Raw genomic sequence first — 24,029 nt, 5'->3', positions numbered from 1 at the left:
TGGGGCGCGAGCGCATCCTAGGGTTTATTGATTGAACGTTCAATCAATAAAAAGCATAATGCTGGGCAGCCCGATCCTTCGGGTCGCAATCCGTGGAGAGACAATGCCGAAGAAAGGCGTGGAACCGGTACGGCGCGAACAGCTGATCCGGGCCACTTTCCAGACCATTGACGAGATCGGCATGGCCGATGCGACCGTCGCCACCATCGCCAGGAAAGCCGGGCTGTCCAGCGGCATCGTCGCCCACTACTTCGGCGACAAGGACGGGCTGCTCAATGCTGCCATGCGGCAGATCCTGCGCGAACTGAAGGACGCCGTCGCCCGCTACCGCGCCAACGTTGGCGATGACCCGCGCGACCAGCTGCGCGCCATCGTCGATGGCAACTTCGACGACAGCCAGATCAACGGCACCGCGATGCGCGTCTGGCTCACCTTCTGGGCAGCCAGCATGCACCAGCCGGAACTGGCCCGGCTGCAGCGCGCCAACGACCAGCGCCTGTTCTCCAACCTGTGCCACCAGTTCAACCGCCTGCTGCCCCACCCGCAGGCCCGCCTGGCCGCCCGCGGCCTGGCCGCGATGATCGACGGCCTGTGGCTGCGCGGCAGCCTGGTCGGCGGCCAGTTCAACGCCGAGAAATCACGGCGCATCGCTTACGGTTACATCGACTTCCAGTTGCAGGCCGACGCGCTATAAGCGCTTCAGCACCCGCCCCCTTCCAAGGAGTACGCCCCATGACCACCCTGCCCGTCCAACAGCTCTACATCCACGGCCAGCGCGTCGACGCCACCAGCGGCAAGACCTTCAAGAGCGTCAACCCGGCCACCGGTGAGGTGATCGCCGAGGTGCAGGTCGCCAGCCAGGCCGACGTCGAGCGCGCCGTGCAGAGCGCGGCCGAAGGCCAGAAGGTGTGGGCAGCGATGACCGCGATGGAGCGCTCGCGCATCCTGCGCCGCGCCGTTGAGATCCTGCGCGAGCGCAACGACGAGCTGGCCCACCTGGAAACCCTGGACACCGGCAAGGCACTGGCCGAGACCACCACCGTGGACATCGTCACCGGCGCGGACGTGGTCGAGTACTACGCCGGCCTGGCCACCGCCATCGAAGGCATCCAGCTGCCGCTGCGCGAATCGAGCTTCTTCTACACCCGCCGCGAGCCGCTCGGCGTGGTCGCCGGCATCGGCGCCTGGAACTACCCGATCCAGATCGCCATGTGGAAGTCGGCCCCGGCCCTGGCCGCCGGCAACGCGATGGTGTTCAAGCCGTCCGAAGTGACCCCGCTGACCGCGATCCGGCTGGCCGAGATCTACACCGAAGCCGGCGTGCCGGCCGGCGTGTTCAACGTGGTGCAGGGCCCGGGCCGCGAGATCGGCCAGTGGCTGACCGAGCACCCGGTGATCGAGAAGATCTCCTTCACCGGCGGCGTCGCCACCGGCAAGAAGGTGATGGCCAGCGCCGCGTCTTCGTCGCTGAAGGAAGTGACCATGGAGCTTGGCGGCAAGTCGCCGCTGGTGATCTGCGATGACGCCGACCTGGACCGCGCCGCCGACATCGCGGTGATGGCCAACTTCTTCAGCTCCGGCCAGGTCTGCACCAACGGCACCCGCGTGTTCGTGCCGCGCAGCATGCTGGCCGCGTTCGAAGCCGCTGTCGTCGAGCGCGTCAAGCGCATCCGCATTGGCGACCCGATGGCCGCCGAGACCAACTTCGGGCCGCTGACCAGCTTCCCGCACATGGAGAACGTGCTGCGCTACATCGAGAGCGGCAAGGCCGAAGGCGCCCGCCTGCTGACCGGCGGCGGCCGTGCCACCGAAGGCGCGCTGGCCAATGGCGCCTACGTGCTGCCGACCGTGTTCTCCGACTGCCGCGATGACATGACGATTGTCCGCGAAGAGATCTTCGGGCCGGTGATGAGCATCCTCGCCTACGACGACGAGGACGAAGTGGTGCGCCGCGCCAACGACACCACCTTCGGCCTGGCCGCCGGCGTGGTCAGCAAGGACGTCAGCCGCGCCCATCGCATCATCCACCGCCTGGAAGCCGGCATCTGCTGGATCAACACCTGGGGCGAATCGCCGGCCGAAATGCCGGTGGGCGGCTACAAGGAATCCGGCGTCGGCCGCGAAAACGGCATCTCCACCCTCGGCCACTACACCCGCATCAAGTCGGTGCAGGTCGAGCTGGGCGACTACGCCAGCGTGTTCTGACCGGCGCGCCCTGCGCACCCCATCGTCCGGCCATCGTGCCGATCCGACATTCCGCCGGGACGCCTGCATGCAGCGCGCCCCGGCCTGCAGGAGACACCCATGAGCACCCATAACGAGTACGACTACATCATCATCGGCGCCGGTTCGGCCGGCAACGTGCTGGCCACCCGCCTCACTGAAGATGCCGATGTCAGCGTGCTGCTGCTGGAAGCCGGTGGCCCGGACTACCGGCTCGACTTCCGTACCCAGATGCCGGCGGCACTGGCTTTCCCGCTGCAGGGCAAGCGCTACAACTGGGCGTACAAGACCGATCCGGAGCCCTTCATGAACAACCGCCGCATGGACTGCGGCCGCGGCAAGGGCCTGGGCGGCTCGTCGCTGATCAACGGCATGTGCTACATCCGCGGCAATGCAATGGACTACGACAACTGGGCCAGCATGCCGGGCCTGGAAGACTGGACCTACCTGGACTGCCTGCCGTACTTCCGCAAGGCGGAAACCCGCGACATCGGCCCCAATGACTACCATGGTGGCGACGGCCCGCTGCGCGTGACCACGCCGAAGGCCGGCAACAACGAGCTGTTCGCTGCAATGGTCGAAGCCGGCGTACAGGCCGGCTACCCGCGCACCGACGACCTCAACGGCTACCAGCAGGAAGGCTTCGGCCCGATGGACCGCACGGTGACCCCGAAGGGCCGTCGTTCCAGCACCGCCCGCGGCTACCTGGACCTGGCCAAGCCGCGCCCGAACCTGACCATCGTCACCCACGCGCTGACCGACCGCATCCTGTTCTCGGGCAAGCGTGCGGTGGGCGTGCAGTGGCTGCACAACGACCAGCCGCAGCGTGCCACTGCCCGCCGCGAAGTGCTGCTGTGCGGCGGCGCCATCGCCTCGCCGCAGATCCTGCAGCGCTCGGGCGTCGGCCCGGCCGACCTGCTGCGCAGCCTGGACATCGAGCTGGTGCACCACCTGCCAGGTGTCGGCGCCAACCTGCAGGACCACCTTGAGATGTACCTGCAGTACGAGTGCAAGAAGCCGGTGTCGCTGGCCCCGGCACTGAAGCTGTACAACCAGCCGGCGATCGGTGCCGAGTGGCTGTTCCTGGGCACCGGCATCGGCGCCAGCAACCAGTTCGAGGCCGGTGGCTTCATCCGCAGCGACGCCGAGTTCGACTGGCCGAACCTGCAGTACCACTTCCTGCCGGTGGCGATCAATTACAACGGCTCCAACCCGATCAAGGCGCACAGCTTCCAGATGCACGTCGGTTCCATGCGCTCGCCCAGCCGCGGCCGCATCCACGTGCGCTCGAAGGATCCGCGCGAACATCCGAGCATCCTGTTCAACTACATGTCGCACGACCAGGACTGGCGCGAGTTCCGTGCGGCGATCCGCATCACCCGCGAGATCTTCGCGCAGCCGGCGCTGGCACCGTACAGCGGCCGCGAGATCTCCCCGGGCAGCGCATTGCAGACCGATGCGCAGATCGATGCGTTCGTCCGTGAACATGCCGAGACCGCCTACCACCCGTCGTGCTCGAACAAGATGGGCCATGCCGACGACCCGATGGCGGTGGTCGATGGCCAGGGCCGCGTGCACGGCCTGGAAGGCCTGCGCATCGTCGATGCCTCGATCATGCCGCAGGTGGTGACCGGCAACCTCAACGCGCCGACCATCATGATGGCCGAGAAGCTGGCCGACGTGATCCGCGGCCGCACCCCGCTGCCCCGCAGCACCGCGCCGTACTACAAGGCCAATGGTGCACCGGTGCGCAAGCAGGACTGACGCAGACGCCTCGCTACGCGGCCTCCCCCGCCTCCATGTGGGTGCCCACCTTGGTGGGCACGCCTCCACAGCCCCCCCTCGCAATCCTGTGCCGACCAAGGTCGGCACCCACCCTTGCCGCGCCGCAAACCCCTCTTCGCGTTTTCCCTACGGCGGGGTATGCTGCAATGAACGGCCATTGTCGATACGCTCAGGGCCGGAACCTAATACATCACGATTCCTGGAGGGGGAATATGAGTCTGGATCGTCCCTGGCTGCAGAGCTATCCGAAAGGCGTTCCCGCCGAGATCGACGTCAACGAGTTCCATTCGGTAGCTTCGGTCTTCGACGCGTCCGTCGCGAAATTCCGCGACCGTCCCGCCTACTCCAGCTTCGGCAAGGTACTCACCTACGGTGAAACCGATGCGCTGGTCACCCGGTTCGCGGCCTACCTTCTGGGTGAGCTCAAGCTCAAGAAGGGTGACCGCGTCGCCCTGATGATGCCCAACTGCCTGCAGTACCCCGTGGCCACCTTCGGCGTGCTGCGCGCCGGGCTCACCGTGGTCAACGTCAACCCGCTGTACACCGCGCGCGAGCTGAAGCACCAGCTGGTCGATGCCGGCGTGACCGCGCTGGTGGTGGTCGACAACTTCGGCGACACCGTCCAGCAGGTCATCGCCGACACGCCGGTCAAGCACGTGATCACCACCGGCCTGGGCGACCTGCTTGGCGCCAAGGGCGCGATCGTCAACTTCGTGCTGAAGTACATCAAGAAGATGGTGCCCAATTACAGCATCAAGGGCGCGGTCCGCTTCAGGCAGGCGCTCAGGCTGGGCAGCCACCACACGCTGCCGCCGGTCGAGATCGACCACGACGACATCGCCTTCCTGCAGTACACCGGCGGTACCACCGGCGTGGCCAAGGGTGCGATGCTGACCAACCGCAACCTGATCGCCAACATGCAGCAGGCGTCGGCGTGGCTGTCGACCTCGGGCATCGAGCCGGGCAAGGAAGTGATCATCACTGCCCTGCCGCTGTACCACATCTTTGCATTGACGGCGAACGGCCTGGTGTTCATGAAGTTCGGTGGCTGCAACCACCTGATCACCAATCCGCGCGACATGAAGGGCTTCGTCAAGGAGCTGAAGGGCACCCGCTTCACCGCCATCACCGGCGTCAACACGCTGTTCAACGGCCTGCTCAACACACCCGGCTTCGACCAGATCGACTTCTCCTCGGTCAAGTTCACCCTGGGCGGCGGCATGGCCGTGCAGCGCGCGGTGGCCGAACGTTGGAAGAAGACCACCGGCGTCACCCTGGTCGAGGCCTATGGCCTGACCGAGACCTCGCCGGCGGCGTGCATCAACCCGCTCACCCTGCCCGAGTACAACGGCTCGATCGGCCTGCCGATCCCGTCCACCGATGCCTGCATCAAGGACGACAACGGCAACATCCTGTCGCTGGGCGAGGTGGGCGAGCTGTGCATCAAGGGCCCGCAGGTGATGAAGGGCTACTGGCAGCGCCCCGAGGAAACCGACAAGGCCATCGACGCCGACGGCTGGCTGCACACCGGCGACATGGCGAAAATGGATGAGCAGGGCTTCTTCTACATCGTCGACCGCAAGAAGGACATGATCCTGGTGTCCGGATTCAACGTGTATCCGAACGAAGTGGAAGACGTCATCGCGATGATGCCGGGCGTGCTGGAAGTGGCCGCCGTCGGCGTCCCGGACGAAAAGTCCGGCGAGGTGGTCAAGGTCGTGATCGTGAAGAAGGATCCGAACCTGACCGCCGAAATGGTCAAGGAGCATGCCCGGGCAAACCTGACCGGTTACAAGCACCCCAGAATCGTCGAATTCCGAAAAGAGCTGCCGAAGACCAATGTCGGCAAGATTCTCCGTCGCGAGCTACGTGATACGCCCGCCCCGTAAGGGTTTCAGGGCGAAGGGAGATTCCAGGGGCCTCGCCGGCGACAGCGGGGCCTTTTTTGTTGCCGGAACAGGGCCGGTACAGCGCTTGCGGGCGGTTCACGACGGGTGCATAGAATCAGTCGCCGCCGCACGTTCAGCTCACCCCCTCACCCATCTCCGTCCGCTCTGCGGTTGGCCGGACGGTCATACGGAGAACTCCCATGTCCGCAGTACGCCCCATCATCACCCGCCCCTCGCAGCACCCCACCCTGCGCATTACCGAAGAACCCGAGCGGGATGTCTACTGGATCCACATGCATGCCAATCTGGTCAACCAGCCGGGGCGGCCGTGCTTTGCCTCACGCCTGGTGGATGACATCGTCGATTACCAGCGCGAACTGGGCGATCGCCTCAGCGCCTCGCACGTCCTGTCCCCCCATGTCGTTCTGGCCTCGGACAGCGACGTATTCAACCTGGGTGGCGATCTTGAGCTGTTCTGCCGCCTGATCCGTGAAGGCGATCGCGCTCGCCTGCTCGACTACGCCCAGCGCTGCGTGCGCGGGGTGCATGCCTTCCATGCCGGGCTGGGCGCCCGCGCGCACAGCATCGCCCTGGTCCAGGGCAATGCGCTGGGAGGCGGCTTCGAGGCGGCCCTCAGCTGCCACACCATCATTGCCGAGGAAGGCGTGCTGATGGGCCTGCCGGAGGTGCTTTTCGACCTGTTCCCCGGCATGGGCGCCTACTCCTTCCTGTGCCAGCGGATCAGTCCGCGCCTGGCAGAGAAGATCATGCTGGAAGGCAATCTCTACACCGCCAGCCAACTGAAGGAGATGGGCCTGGTCGACATCGTGGTACCGGTCGGCGAAGGCGTGGCCGCGGTCGAACAGGTGATCAAGGACAGCAAGCGCATCCCGCACGCCTGGGCAGCGATGCGCGAGGTCAACGAGATCGCCACCATGGTGCCGCTGCACGAAATGATGCGGATCACCGAGATCTGGGTGGACACCGCCATGCAGCTCGGCGAGAAGTCCCTGCGCACGATGGATCGCCTGGTGCGGGCGCAGGCCCGGCGCAATGGCGACCCGGCCTGACAGCCCGGTGGTTCAGATCGGGCTGCGCTCACTGTCATCGCGGTGCGGCGTTGCCGCACTACGGGCAGCCAGCGCATTCCTGCCGTTGCGCAGGGCGGCCGCCAGACTGCCGAGGCGGGTGCTCCACTCGCCTTTCAGCTGCCAGTCCGGCATGCGCATGATCTCGCCACTGGAGGCGGCAACCTGGACGAGCCCCAGGTTGCTCGCCACGCCACGCAGCGCGTGGGCATGCTCGCGGAAGTCCTCCCAGGCCTGGCGCTCACCGCTGGCCTGCAGCTGGCCCATGCTCGCATCGACATCCACCAGGCACTGGTCGATGAATTTGCGCTCAAAGCCGTCACCCATACCCAGCGAGGCCAGCTCGTCCAGTACTGCGGTATCGAGCACGCCCTCGCCCACCGGCAACGCGGGCACCGACTGGATGCCGGACTCGGCACGGGTGTTGGCCGCCACATCGGCCAGCACCTCCAGCAGACGGGTGGCGACCACCGGCTTGGCCAGGAACGCGCGCGCGCCGGCCTGTTCGCAGCGCAGGATCGATTCGGGGGTGACATCGGCGCTGAGCACCATCACCGGCACATAGGGCATGCCGCTGGCCTGCATCACCCGCAACTGCTTGAGCAGGTCCAGGCCGCTCATGCCGGGCATGTGCAGATCGACGATAGCCGCGTCGTAACTGGCCTGTTCGAGTGCATCGAGCACTTCGGCACCGCCGTTGACGCAGGTGACCTTGTGGCCCGCTTTCTCCAGAAGGCGCTGCAGCACCATCCGGTTGGCTTCGTGGTCGTCAGCCACCAGCACGCGCAGGCTGCGCACGCGCGCGCGGTGACGCAGGAACGGGTTGGAGAACGCGATGACATTGCCGGCTTCGGCCACGTCGGATGGTGCGGTCGGCACCGCCGGAACATCGGCGACGTCCAGCGTGATCTCGACCCAGAACACGCTGCCACGTGGACTGTTCGGCGCGTAGCCGACCTGGCCGCCCATCGATTCGACCAGGCCCTTGGCGATGGCCGTGCCCAGCCCGGTGCCTTCGTGCCGGCGGGCCAGGCCGACATCGCCCTGCTCGAAGGCATTGAACAGACGGCCACGCAACGCCACCGGCACACCGATGCCGGTATCGACGATCTCGAAACGCAGGCGCACCCGCTCGCTGCCGAGCGCATCGGGGCTGGACACGCGCAGATGGACATAGCCGCTGTCGGTGAACTTGACCGCATTGCCCATCAGGTTGAGCAGGATCTGCTGCAGGTGCCCGGCATCGCCGAGCAGCCGTGGCGGCACGTTCTCGTCCACCTGCACGCGGTAATCCAGCGATTTGGAGCGGGTCTGCGGCGTCAGGATCAGGTTGATCGCCTGCAGCACGTCGGCCAACGCGAACTCGTGCCACTCCACGCGAACCTTGCCGGCTTCGATCGCGGAGATGTCCAGCACCTCTTCCACCAGCGCCAGCAGGCTGCGGGTCGAGGCCTGGATGGTGTTGAGGCACTCGCGCTGTTCATCGTCCAGTCGGGTGGTGGCCAGCACTTCGGTCATGCCCGCCAGGCCGTTGAGCGGCGTGCGGAACTCATGGCTCATGTTGGCCAGGAAGCGGCTCTTTGCTTCGTTGGCCTGGCGTGCTTCGGCCACCGCGCGGGTCAACGCATGCAGCAACGAGTCGAAGTACAGCGGGATCGCGCCCAGGCCCAGCAGCAGGCCCCAGCCCAGGTAGTCATGGTCACGCCAGTACGGCGACAGCATCACCGTACACAGGAACGCCAGGAACCCCATGGCCGTGGCCACGCGCAGGTAGGTACTGCCGTAGCGCATGCCGTTGCCGATCGTCACCCACAGCATCACCGCGTACAGCGGTGCCGCCGGCTCGCCCTGGATGGTCATGATCCAGGCCATGCAGGTGTAGTCGGTCAGCATGCCGATCACCCGGCGCACATGCGACACGCCCGGATTGATCAGGATCGCGGTCAACAGACCGGCGGAAATGGTCAGTTCGAAGGCCAGGATCAACCACGTCGTGGTCAGCGCCTCGCCACCACCGCTCAGCGAACGCCAGCCCAGGTAGCTGATGAACAGCGCCGTGATCACGATGCGGATCAGGTTCTGCGCATGCTCGCTGTCCTCGCGCCCGGCCAGGCGCTGCTTGAAACGGGCCAGCAGCGAACGCGATGCGGTGACGGCGGGGGTGGTATCCATGGTCGGATGTCGCATCCTTCGGCGCAGCAGGGAGGAACAGCACAGCGGCACTGCCAGCAATCCCAGCCACAGGGAAATGGCCAGGCCCAGGTTCGCCTGCCAGTACGGCGTCAGCAGCACGGTGGTGCCGAAACTGGCCATTGCCAGCACGATGGCGGCGGCCAGGTAACGCGACCCGAAACGCAGTCCATTACCGACTGTCACCCACATCACCACTGCGTACACCCAGGCCAGTGGCTCGCCCATCTGGATCATGCCGACCGCGATCAGCCCGTAGTCGGCCAGCATCCCGGCCACCCGCCGCGGGTCGCAGCGCTCCGGCTTCCACAGCAACCAGCCGAACAGCAGCAGCGACAGACCCAACCCGGTCAGCACCGTGGCCAGCACGCCCTGGTACTGCTCCAGCCGATGCAGGCGGGCGCCTGACAGCAGCACATAGACCAGGATCAGCGAGATCAACACCACCCGTACGATGGCCTGGCCATGCTCCGAATCCGGACGCTGCGCCAGCCGGCGCTTCACGCGTGCCAACAGATCCTGCATGTCACCCACCCGGTCGCGTCGATGCCGTCGAGTGCTGCGCGCAGATATCCATCAGCTGCTGGTGGCCACGCATCAGCGCATCCACGCAACGCGGATCGAACAGTCGGCCACGCTGGGCGTAGAGATAGGCCAGTGTGGCTTCCATGGTCCATGCTTCCTTGTACGGACGGGGGGAGATCAGTGCATCGAAGACGTCCGCCACGGCCACGATCCGCGCTTCCAGCGGGATCGCCTCGCCAACCAGCCCATCGGGGTAGCCGCTGCCGTCATAGCGCTCGTGGTGGCGCAGTGCGATCAGCGCGCCAACCTGGATGAAACGGTTCTGGCTGCCACTGAGCAGCTCGTGGCCGATGCGCGGGTGCCGGCGCATGATCGCCAGCTCCTCGTCATTGAGCTTGCCCTGCTTGAGCAGCACGGCATCGGGAATGGCGATCTTGCCCATGTCGTGCAGCGGCGCCGCCATCTCGATCAGCTTGACGTCGTCCTCGGGCAGGCCCAGCTGCTCGGCGATCAGACCGGCCACGCGCGCCATGCGTTCCAGATACGCGCTGGTGCCGGCATCACGGAACTCGATCGCCCTGGCCAATCGCGAAAGGGTCTCGCGTTCCCGCTCCTCGACCTCGTGCATGCTGGCCAGCAGCCGCTGCTCCAGCGACAGCGCACGCTGCTTCACGTTCTCGGTCTGCTGGCGCAGCTGCAACAGGTTGTAGCAACGCGCGCGCAGTTCGCGCGGGCGGATCGGCTTGACCAGGAAATCGATGACGCCGGCCTCGAGCGCGGCCTGCCGGATCGGCTCGTCACCGACCACGGTGATCAGGATCACCGGAATGTCCCGGTGCTTGGGCAGGCGACGGAAACGGCGGGCGAACTCCAGCCCGTCCATCTCCGGCATGCGGTAATCGAGCAGCAGCAGGTCGACCGGATGCGCCTCGCACCACGCCAATGCGGTCAACGGGTCGCCGAAGTCATACACGCTCAGTTCGGGCGCGATGTCCTCGATGACGTGACGCAGCATCGTCCGCGCGGACGTCTGGTCGTCAACAATGACGATATTCAACGCGTACTCTGCCTGGTTTCTCGACCATGCTGGATCATCAGCAGGCGAGGATACCCTGCCGCTGCGAACGCTCGCACCCTGCATCGGCCTGACTCCCGTGTCATGCGTCCCGGTTCATGATCGTCATCACATTGTGAAGCGGACTCTCCACAATGCGCCATCCCCCTGGCGCCGATCAAGCCATAACAGGCGTCAAGGTAGTGCATTAACGATACGCCGAGTGCGGGACGCGTCAATCGCGCCGTCTCGTTTCGGGACGGCGCGCTCAATCAGGAGTCAGAAAAGCGACTTACTGCTCTGGACGCATGTACGGGAACAGCAGCACGTCGCGGATCGAGCTACTGCCGGTCAGCAGCATCACCAGGCGATCGACGCCGATGCCCAGGCCGCCAGTCGGTGCCATGCCGTACTCCAGCGCACGGATGTAGTCGGCGTCGTAGTGCATGGCCTCGTCGTCGCCACCTTCCTTCGCGGCCACCTGGGCCTGGAAGCGCTGAGCCTGGTCTTCCGGGTCGTTCAGCTCGGAGAAGCCGTTGGCCAGCTCCTTGCCGTTGACGAACAGCTCGAAGCGGTCGGTGTAGCCCGGATCATTGTCGTTGGCACGGGCCAGCGGCGAGACCTCCACCGGGTGATCGGTGATGAAGGTCGGCTGGATCAGGGTGTGCTCGACGGTAGCCTCGAAGATCTCCAGCAGCAGCTTGCCCCAGCCGTAGGACGGCTTGACGCGGATCTTCAAGCGCTCGCAATGGCGCAGCAGCGCCTCGCGGTCGGTGCAGTCGGCCGCGGAGATTTCCGGGTTGTGGTGCCGCACCGCTTCATCCATGCGCCAGCGGCGGAAGGCCGGGCCCAGGTCGATCTTCGCGCCGTCCCATTCCACCTCGGTGCCCCCGTTCACGGCCTGGGCCACGTCACGGATCACGCCTTCGGTCAGGTCCATGATCTCGTTGTACGTGGCGTAGGCCTCGTACAGCTCCATCATGGTGAATTCCGGGTTGTGGCGGGTACTGACGCCTTCGTTGCGGAAGTTGCGGTTGATCTCGTAGACGCGCTCCAGGCCACCCACGGTCAGGCGCTTGAGGTACAGCTCCGGCGCCACGCGCAGGTACAGGTCCAGGTCCAGCGCGTTGTGATGGGTGGTGAACGGCTTGGCCGCCGCGCCGCCGGGGATGTAATGCATCATCGGCGTCTCGACTTCCAGGAAGTCGCGGTTGTCCAGCCACGCGCGCATGGCGCGGATGATCTTAGAGCGCTTGATGAACACCGCGCGCGATTCCGGGGTCACGATCAGGTCGACGTAGCGCTGGCGGTAGCGCTGCTCGACGTCGGCCAGGCCATGCCACTTGTCCGGCAGCGGGCGCAGCGACTTGGTCAGCAGGCGGATCGACTCGGCCTTGACCGACAGCTCGCCGGTCTTGGTACGGGTCAGGCCGCCTTCGACGGCGATGATGTCGCCCACGTCCCACCCCTTGAAGGCGGTGTAGGCGTCGCCCAGCGCGGCCCCCTGCAGGAACAGCTGGATGCGGCCGGACTCGTCCTGGATCTGCGCGAAGCTGGCCTTGCCCATGATGCGCTTGGCCATCAGGCGGCCGGCCATCTTCACCTGGCGGCCGTTGCCTTCCAGCGCCTCGGCGGTCCACTGCCCGGCATCGGCGAATTCTTCCTGCAGGCGACCGGCGAAATCCTGGCGACGGAAGTCGTTCGGGTACGCGATGCCCTGCCCACGCAGCGCTTTGAGTTTCTCACGGCGCTCGGCGATCAACTTGTTTTCGTCGACGGGGGGGGTATCGGTAGCTTCGCTCATGGATCTGCGGGAATCGTGTAGTGAGGGGGGATGCTGCACCCGGCACGGCCGGCTCCACAGCATACCAAAACCACCCTGCCCCGGCCCGGAGAGGGGTCAGATCCTTTACGCAGCAAAGGGATCTGGCCCCATCAGCGGATCGGCGCCTACCCGTTCCCGGGGAACGCCTGCCGCAACTCATCAACCAGCACCCGCTGGTTCTCCGAGTAATCGATCGGCACTGACACCAGATGCACACCGCCGTCATTGAACGCCGCCTCCAGGGTCAGAATGAACTGCTCGATGGCGGTTACCTCATGCCCCTTGCAGCCATAGGCCTCGGCGTACTTGACGAAATCCGGGTTGCTGAAGGTCATGCCGTAGTCGGTGAAGCCATCCACCGCCTGCTTCCAGCGGATCATCCCGTAGGCGCCGTCGTTGAGGATCAGCACCACCAGGTTCAGGCCCAGCCGGCGCGCGGTCTCCAGCTCCTGGCTGTTCATCATGAACCCGCCGTCGCCGCACACCGCCAGCACCCGCCGCTGCGGGTACAGGATCGAGGCCATGATCGCCGACGGCAGGCCCGCGCCCATGGTCGCCAGCGCGTTGTCCAGCAGCAGCGTGTTGGCCACCTGGGTGCGGTAATTGCGCGCAAACCAGATCTTGTACATGCCGTTGTCCAGCGCCACGATGCCGTCCGGCGGCATCACCTGGCGCACGTCGTGCACCAGCCTCTGAGGGGTGAAATCCGCTTCTTCGGCACGGGCAGCGATGTGCTCGAGAATGGTCGCACGCAGCGGCAGCAGCGCATCGGCGTTCGGCACCGCGCCTTCGATACGGTCAGCCAACTGGGTCAACGAACGACCGATATCGCCGATCACTTCCACCTGCGGGAAGTACACCTGCTCCACCGCCGCCTGCGAGTAGCCGATATGGATCACGGTCGGGCCACCCGGGCGCATCACGAACGGAGGCTTCTCGGTCACTTCATGGCCGATGGTCACGATCACGTCGGCCTGGTCGATGGCCATGTGCACGTAGTCGCGCTCGGTCAGCGCCGCGGTGCCCATGTACAGGCCCGAGCCACCGGCCACCGCGCCCTTGCCCATCTGCGTGGTGAAGAACGGGATGCCGGCACGCAGCACGAACGCCGACAGCGCCTCGCTGGACTGCGGTCGCGACGCTGCCGAGGCGATCATCAGCAGCGGGCGCCTGGCATTACGGATGATCTCGGCCGCGCGGTCCAGCGCCTCCGGGCTGGCGATCGGCCGCTCCACCGCGTGCGGTGGAATCAGCGCCGCGCCCTCGACTTCATTGGCCGCGATATCTTCCGGCAGCTCCAGCAGCACCGGTCCGGGGCGCTCCTCCTGGGCAACACGGAATGCCTCGCGCACGATGGTCGGGATGGTGCGTGCCGAGACGATCTGCCGCGCCTGCTTGGTCAGCGGCTTCATCGTGCTGACGATGTCGACGATCTGGAAGCGCGCCTGCTTGCTGGCGACGATGCCCTTCTGGCCGGTGATCATGATGACCGGCCACGCGCCGAGCAGTGCATAGGCGGCGCCGGTGGTGAAGTTCAATGCACCCGGGCCGAGCGTGGCCAGGCACACGCCCGGCTTGCCGGTCAGGCGGCCATAGGTGGCGGCCATGAACACCGCTGCCTGTTCGTGGCGGGTGATCACCAGCTCGATGCTGGAATGACGGAGCGACTCGACAACGTCGAGGTTCTCTTCGCCGGGAATCCCGAAAATGCGCTCGACGCCTTCGTTCTCAAGTGCGGCGACGAGCAGGTCTGAACCCTTGGACATGGGAATGCCGTCCTTTTTTTGCTGGACTGGTGGTGGATCGTTGCAGGAAGGGTGGAAGCCGCGCGTCAACGCTTGTCGAACCACACCGTCTGCGCGTTGACGAACTCGCGGATGCCGAAGTGCGAGAGCTCACGGCCGAAGCCGCTCTTCTTCACGCCGCCGATCGGCACGCGCGGGTCCGAAGCCGAGAAGCCGTTGACGAAGACGCCGCCGGTCTGCAGCCGGCGCGCCAGCTGCATCGCACGGGCACGATCGCCGGTCCACAGGTTGCCACTGAGGCCGAACTCGCTCTGGTTGGCCAGGTCCACCGCATGGTCGGCGTCCCGAGCGCGGCTGATCGAGGCAACCGGCCCGAAGGTCTCGGTATCGAAAGCCTGCATGCCCGGCTCCACGTCAGCCAGCACCGTGGGGGCATAGAACGCGCCCGGACGATCCAGCTGATGGCCGCCGACCAGCAGCTTCGCGCCCGCGTCCACCGAAGCGCGCACCTGCGCGTCGAGCTGTTCCAGCAGGTCCTGGCGTGCCATCGGGCCGATGCGGTTGCCGGGATCGCGGCCGTCACCGATGGTCAGCGCCTGCACCTTCTGGCAGAACTGCGCCACGAAACGATCGTAGACCGCGTCTTCGACGATGATGCGCTTGCCGGCGATGCAGACCTGCCCGGTGTTCTGGAAGCGCGAGGCCACCGCCGCATCGACCGCGGCATCGAGGTCGGCATCGGCCAGCACGATGAACGGATCGGAACCGCCCAGTTCCAGCACCACCTTCTTCAGCGCCTGCCCGGCCTGGGCAGCGATGCTGCGCCCGGCGGCAACGCTGCCGGTCAGGGTTACCGCCGCGATGCGGTCATCGGCGATCGCGCGGCTGGTGCCCTCGCGGCTGATGTTGGCGGCGATGAACGTACCTTCCGGCAAGCCAGCGTCACGCCAGGCGGCATCGAGCAGCTGCGCGGTACCGACAATGTTCTCGGCCGGCTTCAGCAGGAAGCCGTTGCCCCCCATCAGGATCGGCACTGTCGCGCGCATTACCTGCCAGTACGGGAAATTCCACGGCATGATGCCCAGCACCACGCCCAGCGGCAGGTAGGACACGTAAGCCTTGTCGTCGGGCACCTGGGTCGGTTCGTCGCGCAGGAACCGTGCCCCGTTGTCGGCGTACCAGTCGCACAGCACGGCGCACTTCTCGATCTCGGCCAGCGATTCGGCCTGCACCTTGCCCATTTCAGCGGTGGCCAGCGCGGCCAGCTTGTCGCGGTCACGGCGCAGTACGGTGGCCATTGCGCGCAGTACCTCGGCCCGCTGTTCGAGGCTGCGGGTGCTCCAGGCGGCGAAGCCAACCTGGCCGCGATCGAGGATGGCGTCCAGTTCGGCGTCGGTAGCGAAGGGATGGCTGGCGATCTGCTGGCCGGTGGCCGGATCGCGGGAAATGGCGGTACTGGGGGCAGCGGACATGCAGGTCTCCTGGTGTCTCGACGACGGGCGGTGGCACGTCTCCTGCACAGGAATGTGGACCCGATTGGTGGAGGCAACAAGGCGTCTGCGTATCCTGTGACCTGCACTTACCTGCCTGAATGGGGTTATCGGCAGGGCTGCGCCCTGCACCCGCAGAGGCCAGGGCAACGTCAAGGTCAAAGGCCTGCATTCCGTGGGATGGCGGGGTGGGTCCGGTTGCGGGGGACGGCGTGAATACGTCCATGTAGCCTCGGTCGCGCCATCCATGGCGCTCACGCCCCCGCAACCGGACCCACCCCGCCTTCGACATTTTTCCGCGATCTGTCGGGAATGCTCTTGGGGTCAGATCCGTTTTCCTATGGAAACGGATCTGACCCCGAAATTTCTTTCGCTATCTGACAGATGTGTCCACCAAGGTCGACACCTGCCGACAGCCGCGGAGATCTGTCGAAGGTGGGACGGTGTCGGAGTGCGGGGTGTCAGCCGCATGGATGCGGCTGCCAAGCCTACACTGACGTACTTGCGGCGTCCCCGCACTCCGACACGGCCCCGCCAAACCACGGAATCCAGCTCTGGCTTTGGCTTTGGCCGTTGTATTGAGCGGGTGCAGGGCTGCAAGCCCTGGCGAACATCCCCTACTTGCGCGGCAGGTAAGTAACCAGAGAAAGATCGTGCCGGCTCTCCGGCACCAGCGCCACATACTGCAGGTCCAGCAACCCGCGTGTGGGATGGTTCAACTTCTTCGCACCTTCATCGAACCGACGCACATCGTGCTCCGGCCACCACTGGCGGAACTCCTCACTATGCGCCGCGATGTCCTCCACCAGCGCCAGGAACGGCGCCTTGTCCGGCGCCTGCGCCATCGCCGCGCGGAACCCCGCCAGCAGGCCGCGGGTCATTTCTTCCCAGTTGAGGATCAGCGTGCGGTACGGCGGGTACAGGAACATCAGCCGCAGCGTGTTGCGCTCGTGCGGCGACAGCTCGCTGTAGTCCACGAAAAGATCGGCGATGGCCGAATTCCAGGCCAGGATGTCAAAGCGCGTATTGCGTACATACGCCGGGATCGGTTGCATCGCCTCCACCAGCTGGCGCAGGCCGTCGGTCACGCTCTCGTCCGGCGATTCCAGCGGTACGCCATAGCCGGACAGCGCGAACGCATAGGCGCGTTCGTCATCGCTCAGGCGTAGCACCTTCGCCAGGCGCTCGAGCACTTCGGGCGAGGCACGCACTTCGCGGCCCTGCTCGATCCAGGTGTACCAGCTGACACTGACCCCGACGGCCAGCGCCACTTCCTCGCGCTTCAGGCCCGGGGTGCGCCGCCGCCCGGCCGGGAGGCCGAGCGTGGCGGGGTCGACGCGGGCGCGGCAGGCCTTGAGAAAGCCGCCGAGCTCCTTGCGTTCACTTTCGCTTCGCATCATCGCTACCGCCGTACCCGTTGTAGCGTCGAGCCATGCGCGACGCATCTGCAACTGCGCCAACAGCAGCCGAGCATGGGCTCGGCTCTACCGGAAGCGCGATCAGCCACCCTCGGCGTTGCGCGCGAGGGTGATGATATCCGCGCAGGCGCGCCGATCAGGCATCGACGCGCTTGGAGCCTACGGCGAGGCCGGCCTTCAGGCTGGCCTCGACGAACTCGTCCAGGTCGCCGTCGAGCACTTTCTGCGTGTCCGAACGTTCGATACCGGTACGCAGGTCCTTGATGCGGCTCTGGTCCAGCACGTAATTGCGGATCTGGCTGCCCCAGCCGATGTCGGACTTGGTGGCTTCCACCGCGTCCTTCTCGGCGTTGCGCTTCTGGATCTCCAGCTCGTACAGCTTGGCGGCCAGCATCTTCATCGCGTTGTCGCGGTTCTGGTGCTGGCTGCGGCCGGTCTGGCAGGCCACGACGATGTTGGTCGGGATGTGGGTGATACGCACCGCCGACTCGGTCTTGTTCACGTGCTGGCCACCGGCACCGGACGAACGGTACACGTCGGTACGCAGGTCGGCCGGGTTGATGGTGATATCGATGTTGTCATCGATTTCCGGCGACACGAACACCGAGGTGAAGCTGGTGTGGCGGCGGTTGTCCGAGTCGAACGGCGACTTGCGCACCAGGCGGTGCACGCCGGTTTCGGTCTTCAGCCAGCCATAGGCGTAGTCGCCTTCCACGCGCAGGGTGGCCGACTTGATGCCGGCGACATCGCCACCGGACACTTCCATCAGCTCGGTCTTCCAGCCGCGCGATTCGCACCAGCGCAGGTACATGCGCAGCAGGATTTCCGCCCAGTCCTGGGCTTCGGTACCACCGGCACCGGCCTGGATGTCGACGAACGCGGCGGCATTGTCCATCTCGCCGGAGAACATGCGCTGGAACTCCAGCTTCTCCACGTGCGCCTGGTGCTTGTCCAGATCGGCGACCACGGCCAGTGCGGTGTCCTCGTCCTGCTCGGACTCGGCCAGCTCCAGCAGTTCGGTCGCGTCGGTGAGGCCGTCCAGCACCGAGGCGATGCCGCCCACGGTCTTTTCCAGGCTGGAACGCTCGCGGCCCAGGTTCTGGGCGTACTCGGCATTGTTCCAGACGTCGGGGCTTTCCAGCTCCCGCGTTACTTCTTCAAGACGCTCTTTCTTGGCGTCGTAGTCAAAGATACCCCCGAAGCGACAGCACGCGATCGGTCAGATCGGTGATGCGCTGGCGGACAGGATTCAGTTCGATCATGTCGGCGGTTATGCATTCAAAAGATGACTGGCAATGATAGCGCAGGCCGGCGGCGCCCGGAATGAGGGACCCGGCCTGCCGCTGGGAGCCAGCTACTGGTAGACCCGCCCCTGTAGAGTCGACTGTCAGTCGACTGCCTTTCATTCAGGTTGCAGTGACGCCCGCGCTGCGCGCGACAGTCAACTAGCGGTCGACTCTACCCCCACCCGCCCCGCCCAGCGCCTGGCGCAGCACCGGCAGCTGCCGCCGGCTGCACGGCACCTTGGCCCCGTCGGCCATGTGCAGCAGGGCCTCGCCGCCGTCCAGCGGCTCGATCGAGCGCAGCTGGCCACGATGGATCAGCCAGCTGCGGTGCGGGCGCAGGAACACGCCCGGGTCCAGCCGCTGCTCCAGTACCGCCATGGTGATCCGCAGCGGGTAGTCGTGGCCGCGTACCCGCAGGTTCACGTAGTTCCCCGCCGCCTGGGCGTACTCCACATCGCTGGTGGCGACCAGGAACTCCTTGCCCAGCTTGCGCACCAGGAAGTGCTGCGGGCGCTCGACCGGTTCCACCGGGGGGCCTACATCGGGCTCGGCCAACAGGCTCGCCTCGCCCTGCCTGCGCCGCCCGAACCAGCTGGCGAAGTGCTCCAGCGCCACGAACATCGCGAACGTGCGCACATCCTTCAGGTATTCGTAGGCAAAACGCTCCAGCCATCCCGCATCGTCCTGGTAGCGGTAGCCCAGCGATACATAGGCCAGGTGCCGCAGCACCATCATCCCCACCACGTGCAGGAACGACCAGCCCACGCTGGCCAGCAGGTACAGCGGCAAACGCTGCTTCCAGGTATCGGCATGCAGCGGCCAGCGCTCGCAGCCCCACCACAGCAGCGGCAGGGTCAACAGGATCAGGGCGAGGCTGCTGAATTCCCAGATCATCGGCTCCCACAGGCCGAGATCGCTGCCACGCCGCGAGGCGTCCATCACCTCAACCAGCGCGTTGGTCACCGCCGAGGCCGACAGGATCGCTGCCCAGACCAGCAGACGGGTGGTGGTGCGCCAGCGCGGTGGTCGGCCCTGGGTCATTGCTGCATCCATGTCGTTGCGGTGCTCCAGCCTGCCTCAATGGCCAAAGGGTAGCGGCTCCATTGGTCCCACCACCCCCGCCATTGGTCACTGCGCGGGTTCCGGCGGGCCCTTGGCAGTCGCCGCACGGACCGGGCGGCGTCACCTTGGGTCGACTCTCCGGCACACCACCACCATGACCCGACGCCACGACATCGACGCCCTGCGCGTGTTCGCCTTCGCGCTGCTGATCCTCTACCACACCGGCATGGCCTACGTGGATGACTGGGGTTTCCACCTCAAGAGCCTGCATACCACCGAATGGCTGCAGTGGCCGATGCTGTTCATCAACCGCTGGCGGATGTCGCTGCTGTTCCTGATTTCGGGTATCGCGATCGCGCTGATGCGACCGGAAGGCAGGCTGCTGCGCTTTGCCGGCCTGCGCACGTGGCGGCTGCTGCTGCCCTTGCTGTTCGGCATGTTCGTGATCGTGCCGATCCAGCCCTACTGCGAAGGCGTGGCCAACGGCCACGTGGCACCGGGCTTCGGCCACTTCCTGTTGCGCTACTGGCAGGTGCGGCCGTGGCCGGAGGGCAGCTTCGCCGGCTGGCAGTACGGCATTACCTGGAACCACCTGTGGTACCTGGCCTATCTATGGAACTACACCCTGGCGTTGGCCCTGCTGATGCCATTGCTGGGAACGGCGCTGGCGCGTCACGCGATCGCGCGCTGCGCAGCGTCGCCAATCCTGCTGATCGGCCTTCCGTCCGCCCTGCTGCTGGCCTGGGTGATCTGGCTGGAGCCGATCTACCCGTCCACCAATGCCCTGCTCGGCGACTGGTACCAGCACGCGAAGTACGCCACGGTGTTCCTGGCCGGCTACCTGCTGGGTCGTGAGCCGGTGTTCTGGGAGCGCGTGGTCGCTCTGCGCCGTACCACGCTATGGCTGGCGCTGGCTGCCGTCGGCTGGTATCTGGGGTTGCGCATCCTCGGCCAGGTGCTGCCTGCCGATTCCCCGCTGCGGCAATGGCCCGAACCGTTCTGGGAACTGCAGGGCCGCGCCAGCCAGTCGCTTTACGTATGGACCGCGCTGCTGGCCATCCTCGGCTGGGGAAAGGTCTTCCTCGATCGCCCGTTCCGCTGGCTGCCGTACTGCACCGAAGCCATCTATCCGTGGTACATGCTGCACCAGAGCCTGATCATCGCCCTGCTGTTCTGGCTCAAGCCGTTGCAGCTGGGCCCTTGGCTGGAGCCGGCGCTGCTGCTGGGCGGCACCGTCGGCGGCTGCCTGCTGATCCACGAACTGCTGATCCGGCGCTCCCGCTGGCTGCGGCCCCTGTTCGGCCTGCGCGCCAATCCGCCAGCGTCGCCGGTTGCACACGCTGCGCAGTTGTAGAGCCGAGCCCGCGCTCGGCTGCTTCTACCATGAGCCGAGCGCAGGCTCGGCTCTACATTGAGGCAGTCGAGCAAGCTCGACTCTACACTGGCATCCGAGCAGTCATTTCACCTCGAACTCGCCCACCAGCACGGTTTCGGCGCGATCCTTCAGCCGCATCGTCACCATCTGGTCCTTCTGCTTGGCAGTGCCCCAATGGGTGGTCAGGCGCAGCATCAGCGTCGTCGCCCCGGTCACCAGCTGCTGGCGGCTGCCGAAGTAGTTCGCTTCCACCTTGTACTTGCCCGGCTTGGCATTGCGCAGCGAGAACTGCTCGGGACCATAGCCGCCGGTGAAGTCCTGCGACATCTGCCCGCCCTGGTAGGTCAGGCGGTTGCCGTAGTAGGCGCGCTCGCCGTTCGGGTCGGTCACCCACAGGTCCATGTCGCTGTTATCGGCATCCCACGACAGCACCACGCGCAGGTCCAGCGGCATCGCCTGCAGCAGGCGCGGGTCGATGGCCGAGGTGTCCAACCGGGGGGTGCTGCGCACCACCAGATTGGTCAGCTCATCCAGTGCGATCAACGCGATGCCATCGAAACGGCTGTCCCACGGGCGCACGACCACCTGGTAGAGCGGCACCAGCGCCTGCTGCGGCTTGCCGGCCGCTGCCAGTGCCAGGCCCAGGTCGCGGAAGCTCTGCGGTTCTTCCTGGCCCATGGCCAGCACCTGCTCGAACACCGGCACCGCCAGCGCGGGGGCATCGGCCTGCATCAGCCGGTAGCCGAGCACGCGCAGCAGGTGGCGGTTGTCCAGGTCCATCTCGGCCAGGTTCGACAGCACACGCAGGGCTAGGTCGCGTTGGCCCTGCTCCAGCAGCAGGTCGGCCACGTCGAGGAAGAATGCGCTGCTGTCGGCATGGGCAGCGCGCTCGGCCAGGTAGCGGTCATAGAGCTGCGACGGCGGCCCCTGGCGCAGGCGCCGGGCGATGGCCGAGTCCGGCTGCCAGGCCGCCAGCTGGATGCCGAGTTCGCCCTCGTTGGCGGCAGCGGGCGCAGCGACACGGTCACCCGTGACCGTGATTGAATCCAGGGCCTTGTTCGATGCAGGCGCTGAGCGACGTGCACGCGCGCTGCCGGCTTCCATGCGCTGCTCGGCGGCGGCGGCCATCGGTGCCGGAACGGGCGGTGCCGCAGGGGCCGGCGCGGCGAGCATCGCCACTGGCGCCGATTCCATCGCGTAATCTGCGGAGCCCACCTCCAGTGCCCCGCCCTTCGCCTGCGGCGGCATACCCTTCGGCCAGCTGCGGTTCCACCACTGCTGGCGCTCCTTCCAGCGCGCCGCCACTTGATCCAGGCGCTGGCGATCCGCAGCGGCGCGATCGGCCACCTGCACTGCGAATCGTGCGTCGTACGCGGCGCGCAACGTGCCAGACGGACGGATCGCATAGCGCAGGTAGTCCTCCAGGGTTTCCAGCACGATCAGCGAGGTATCCGGCCCGACCAGGCCAAACTGCTGGGAAAGACGCTGCATGGCCTCGCGGTTGCCACCGCGGTCGGCGGCCAGCTGCTGCAGGCGCGCCTGCGCCCACAAGCCCGCCAGCAGTTCGCCGTCGTTGCTCTTCTGCGTCGCCGGCAGCGCCTGCCATTCGCCGCCACCCACGCGCACCCGCATCGGCACGCCATCGGCCGCCAGTCGGGCGTGCAGCCACAACCAACCTTGGGCTTCACTGCGACGATCGATCACCACGTCCTGCACGCCTCGCCCCGCATCGACCTGCACATCCAACGGCGACGACAGCAGCGCGCGCGCCGCCGCATCGACATCCTTGCCCAGCGCAACGAAGCGGCCACCATGGAATTCGCTCCAGCCACGCAGTCGCACGACATCGGTGCGTCCACCGGCACTGCTGACCGCAAACAGGCGCTGATCCGGCGCCAGCGTCGGCAGCTGCTCCGAGCCGTAGGTCAGCAGGCCATCGCTGACCAGCAGGTATTCCTTCACGCCCGACTGCGGCTGCCACTGGGCCAGCGCGCTGGCACCGTCCGGGCGCACCGCCTGCAGTGCTGCGCGCAGCTCGCTCCAGTTGCCCGCGCGGATACGGAATCGCCGCACCGGTTCGGCGCGATCGCGCAGCACGGTCAACGCCACGGTGCCGTCACCCAGCGCGGCGAAATAGCGATCCAGCAGGGCGAACTCACGTGTGCGATCGCGCTGACCCGCCGAGCCGGAACCGTCCCACAGCAGCCCGACGTCGCTGGGCAGCGTGCGCGGCCCGTGACTGACCGGCACCGGCAGCTGCGCCAGCAGGTAGTTGCCATCCTGCCAGGGCGCTACCTGCACCTGTGCCTGTCGTACTGCGGGCAGGCTCCACTGCAGCTGCGACGGCAGCTGCGTGCCCTTGCCCTGCCAGTGCAGCTGGCCCGCACTTATGCGGAATGGCGCCCCGCCTGCGCTGGTCGTGACGGGTGCCTGCAGCTTCAACTCAACTGCCGCTGCACCGGCGGCGAACCGCAGTGGCAGCGTCCACTGCCAGCCTTGGCCGTCGAAGGCCAACGGCTCGCGAATCACCAGCTGCACGCGGCGGCTGCCACCGGCCGGCAGCGGGTAGATGCGCAGACGGAACTGGTTGCCGGCGGTCTGTTCCAGCAGGCCCGGATCAACGCCTCGGCGGGCGATCTCTTCGAACACCTGGCGGCCGCGGTCCTTGGCCACTGGCACCGCGTCACGCATCTCGCCGTTGATATCCAGCGCGAAGCCGCTGATCTGCTGGCCATCACCCAGCGGGAACTGCAGCTCACCCTCCAGCACGCGCCGGTTCGGGTTGTGGAACTCCAGCGTGATCCGGGTCTGTGCGATGCCCGCCTGGACCTCGCCTTCGATACGGGCGCGCTGCAGCTGCACCGGTTGTTCGGCAGCTGGCGCGATCAACAGCGGAGGGGTGACGCGTGTCGAAGCGATGCGAGGCGTCTGAGCTTCGGAGGGCCAGGCAGCGAGGGCCAGCAGGAACACGATGCAGCGACGGGCGAAGACCATGGCGGGACTCCAGTGGGATCTTGGACGATTCAACGCTCCGGCATGGCAGGTGGGGTTACCGTTCGGACACTGAAGTCGTC

15 protein-coding genes are annotated in these 24,029 nt (G+C 66.4%); 6 read left to right on the top strand and 9 right to left on the bottom strand.

Going from position 1 to position 24,029, the window contains the following annotated elements:
- Positions 1–103: 103 nt before the first annotated feature.
- From betI to QP512_RS09500, 5 genes are all read left to right on the top strand, one after another.
- The gene (betI, locus tag QP512_RS09520; protein WP_286071869.1) at positions 104–694 is read left to right on the top strand and encodes a transcriptional regulator BetI; all 591 of its coding nucleotides are present in this window, start codon (positions 104–106) and stop codon (positions 692–694) included.
- A gap of 38 nt (positions 695–732) precedes the next feature.
- Positions 733–2,205, top strand: coding sequence for a betaine-aldehyde dehydrogenase (gene betB, locus QP512_RS09515; RefSeq protein ID WP_053449653.1), 1,473 nt, complete (start codon positions 733–735; stop codon positions 2,203–2,205).
- A 99-nt stretch (positions 2,206–2,304) separates the two neighbouring features.
- A complete protein-coding gene (gene betA, locus QP512_RS09510; RefSeq protein ID WP_286071868.1) occupies positions 2,305–3,987 on the top strand; it encodes a choline dehydrogenase in 1,683 nt (560 codons plus the stop codon).
- A gap of 233 nt (positions 3,988–4,220) precedes the next feature.
- Positions 4,221–5,897, top strand: coding sequence for a long-chain fatty acid--CoA ligase (locus QP512_RS09505; protein ID WP_286071867.1), 1,677 nt, complete (start codon positions 4,221–4,223; stop codon positions 5,895–5,897).
- A 200-nt stretch (positions 5,898–6,097) separates the two neighbouring features.
- Complete coding sequence (locus tag QP512_RS09500; RefSeq protein ID WP_286071866.1) at positions 6,098–6,967, top strand: crotonase/enoyl-CoA hydratase family protein; 870 nt, start codon at positions 6,098–6,100, stop codon at positions 6,965–6,967.
- 12 nt (positions 6,968–6,979) lie between these two features.
- On the opposite strand, the gene QP512_RS09495 is transcribed toward QP512_RS09500, so the two are convergent.
- The 8 genes from QP512_RS09495 to QP512_RS09460 all read right to left on the bottom strand — a co-directional run bounded on the left by QP512_RS09495 (position 6,980) and on the right by QP512_RS09460 (position 19,559).
- Complete coding sequence (locus QP512_RS09495; RefSeq protein ID WP_286071865.1) at positions 6,980–9,700, bottom strand: response regulator; 2,721 nt, start codon at positions 9,698–9,700, stop codon at positions 6,980–6,982.
- Between the two features lies 1 nt (position 9,701).
- Positions 9,702–10,841 carry a two-component system response regulator gene (locus QP512_RS09490; RefSeq protein WP_286071864.1) on the bottom strand — a complete coding sequence of 380 codons (1,140 nt, stop codon included), beginning with the start codon at positions 10,839–10,841 and terminating at the stop codon, positions 9,702–9,704.
- Between the two features lie 205 nt (positions 10,842–11,046).
- Positions 11,047–12,558: a lysine--tRNA ligase gene (gene lysS / locus QP512_RS09485; protein WP_286071863.1), complete on the bottom strand. Its 1,512-nt coding sequence runs from the start codon at positions 12,556–12,558 to the stop codon at positions 11,047–11,049.
- 146 nt (positions 12,559–12,704) lie between these two features.
- Positions 12,705–14,345 carry an acetolactate synthase large subunit gene (locus tag QP512_RS09480; RefSeq protein WP_286071862.1) on the bottom strand — a complete coding sequence of 547 codons (1,641 nt, stop codon included), beginning with the start codon at positions 14,343–14,345 and terminating at the stop codon, positions 12,705–12,707.
- 65 nt (positions 14,346–14,410) lie between these two features.
- Positions 14,411–15,796 (bottom strand): NAD-dependent succinate-semialdehyde dehydrogenase, encoded by a 1,386-nt coding sequence (locus QP512_RS09475; protein ID WP_286071861.1) that lies wholly within the window; start codon positions 15,794–15,796, stop codon positions 14,411–14,413.
- Positions 15,797–16,431: 635 nt separating this feature from the next.
- The gene (locus QP512_RS09470) at positions 16,432–17,214 is read right to left on the bottom strand and encodes a helix-turn-helix transcriptional regulator (protein ID WP_295568135.1); all 783 of its coding nucleotides are present in this window, start codon (positions 17,212–17,214) and stop codon (positions 16,432–16,434) included.
- Positions 17,215–17,368: 154 nt separating this feature from the next.
- Positions 17,369–18,494 (bottom strand): peptide chain release factor 2 gene (gene prfB / locus QP512_RS09465; RefSeq protein ID WP_099551678.1). Its coding sequence is split into 2 segments (ribosomal slippage): positions 17,369–18,418 and positions 18,420–18,494, totalling 1,125 coding nucleotides; the frame shifts between segments, so codons are not numbered across the junction.
- 183 nt (positions 18,495–18,677) lie between these two features.
- Positions 18,678–19,559: a LytTR family DNA-binding domain-containing protein gene (locus QP512_RS09460; protein ID WP_286071859.1), complete on the bottom strand. Its 882-nt coding sequence runs from the start codon at positions 19,557–19,559 to the stop codon at positions 18,678–18,680.
- Positions 19,560–19,734: 175 nt separating this feature from the next.
- Between QP512_RS09460 and QP512_RS09455 the strand changes: the two genes are divergently transcribed.
- Positions 19,735–20,934 (top strand): acyltransferase family protein, encoded by a 1,200-nt coding sequence (locus QP512_RS09455; RefSeq protein WP_286071858.1) that lies wholly within the window; start codon positions 19,735–19,737, stop codon positions 20,932–20,934.
- A 102-nt stretch (positions 20,935–21,036) separates the two neighbouring features.
- On the opposite strand, the gene QP512_RS09450 is transcribed toward QP512_RS09455, so the two are convergent.
- Entirely contained in the window at positions 21,037–23,949 is a 2,913-nt protein-coding gene (locus QP512_RS09450; RefSeq protein WP_286071857.1) for a VIT domain-containing protein, read from the bottom strand.
- Between the last annotated feature and the right edge of the window lie 80 nt (positions 23,950–24,029).

This window comes from Stenotrophomonas sp. 57, from assembly GCF_030291075.1.
GTDB lineage: Bacteria > Pseudomonadota > Gammaproteobacteria > Xanthomonadales > Xanthomonadaceae > Stenotrophomonas.
Note: the sequence above shows the minus strand (reverse complement) of the source record. Positions and strands in the feature narration are given on the sequence as shown.

Bases quoted from the DNA above. Each gene is read 5' to 3' on its own strand.
- betI (WP_286071869.1), top strand. From the start codon at position 104: ATGCCGAAGAAAGGCGTGGAACCGGTACGGCGCGAACAGCTGATCCGG.
- betB (WP_053449653.1), top strand. From the start codon at position 733: ATGACCACCCTGCCCGTCCAACAGCTCTACATCCACGGCCAGCGCGTC.
- betA (WP_286071868.1), top strand. From the start codon at position 2,305: ATGAGCACCCATAACGAGTACGACTACATCATCATCGGCGCCGGTTCG.
- QP512_RS09505 (WP_286071867.1), top strand. From the start codon at position 4,221: ATGAGTCTGGATCGTCCCTGGCTGCAGAGCTATCCGAAAGGCGTTCCC.
- QP512_RS09500 (WP_286071866.1), top strand. From the start codon at position 6,098: ATGTCCGCAGTACGCCCCATCATCACCCGCCCCTCGCAGCACCCCACC.
- QP512_RS09495 (WP_286071865.1), bottom strand. From the start codon at position 9,700: ATGCAGGATCTGTTGGCACGCGTGAAGCGCCGGCTGGCGCAGCGTCCG.
- QP512_RS09490 (WP_286071864.1), bottom strand. From the start codon at position 10,841: ATGCAGGGTGCGAGCGTTCGCAGCGGCAGGGTATCCTCGCCTGCTGAT.
- lysS (WP_286071863.1), bottom strand. From the start codon at position 12,558: ATGAGCGAAGCTACCGATACCCCCCCCGTCGACGAAAACAAGTTGATC.
- QP512_RS09480 (WP_286071862.1), bottom strand. From the start codon at position 14,345: ATGTCCAAGGGTTCAGACCTGCTCGTCGCCGCACTTGAGAACGAAGGC.
- QP512_RS09475 (WP_286071861.1), bottom strand. From the start codon at position 15,796: ATGTCCGCTGCCCCCAGTACCGCCATTTCCCGCGATCCGGCCACCGGC.
- QP512_RS09470 (WP_295568135.1), bottom strand. From the start codon at position 17,214: ATGATGCGAAGCGAAAGTGAACGCAAGGAGCTCGGCGGCTTTCTCAAG.
- QP512_RS09460 (WP_286071859.1), bottom strand. From the start codon at position 19,559: ATGACCCAGGGCCGACCACCGCGCTGGCGCACCACCACCCGTCTGCTG.
- QP512_RS09455 (WP_286071858.1), top strand. From the start codon at position 19,735: ATGACCCGACGCCACGACATCGACGCCCTGCGCGTGTTCGCCTTCGCG.
- QP512_RS09450 (WP_286071857.1), bottom strand. From the start codon at position 23,949: ATGGTCTTCGCCCGTCGCTGCATCGTGTTCCTGCTGGCCCTCGCTGCC.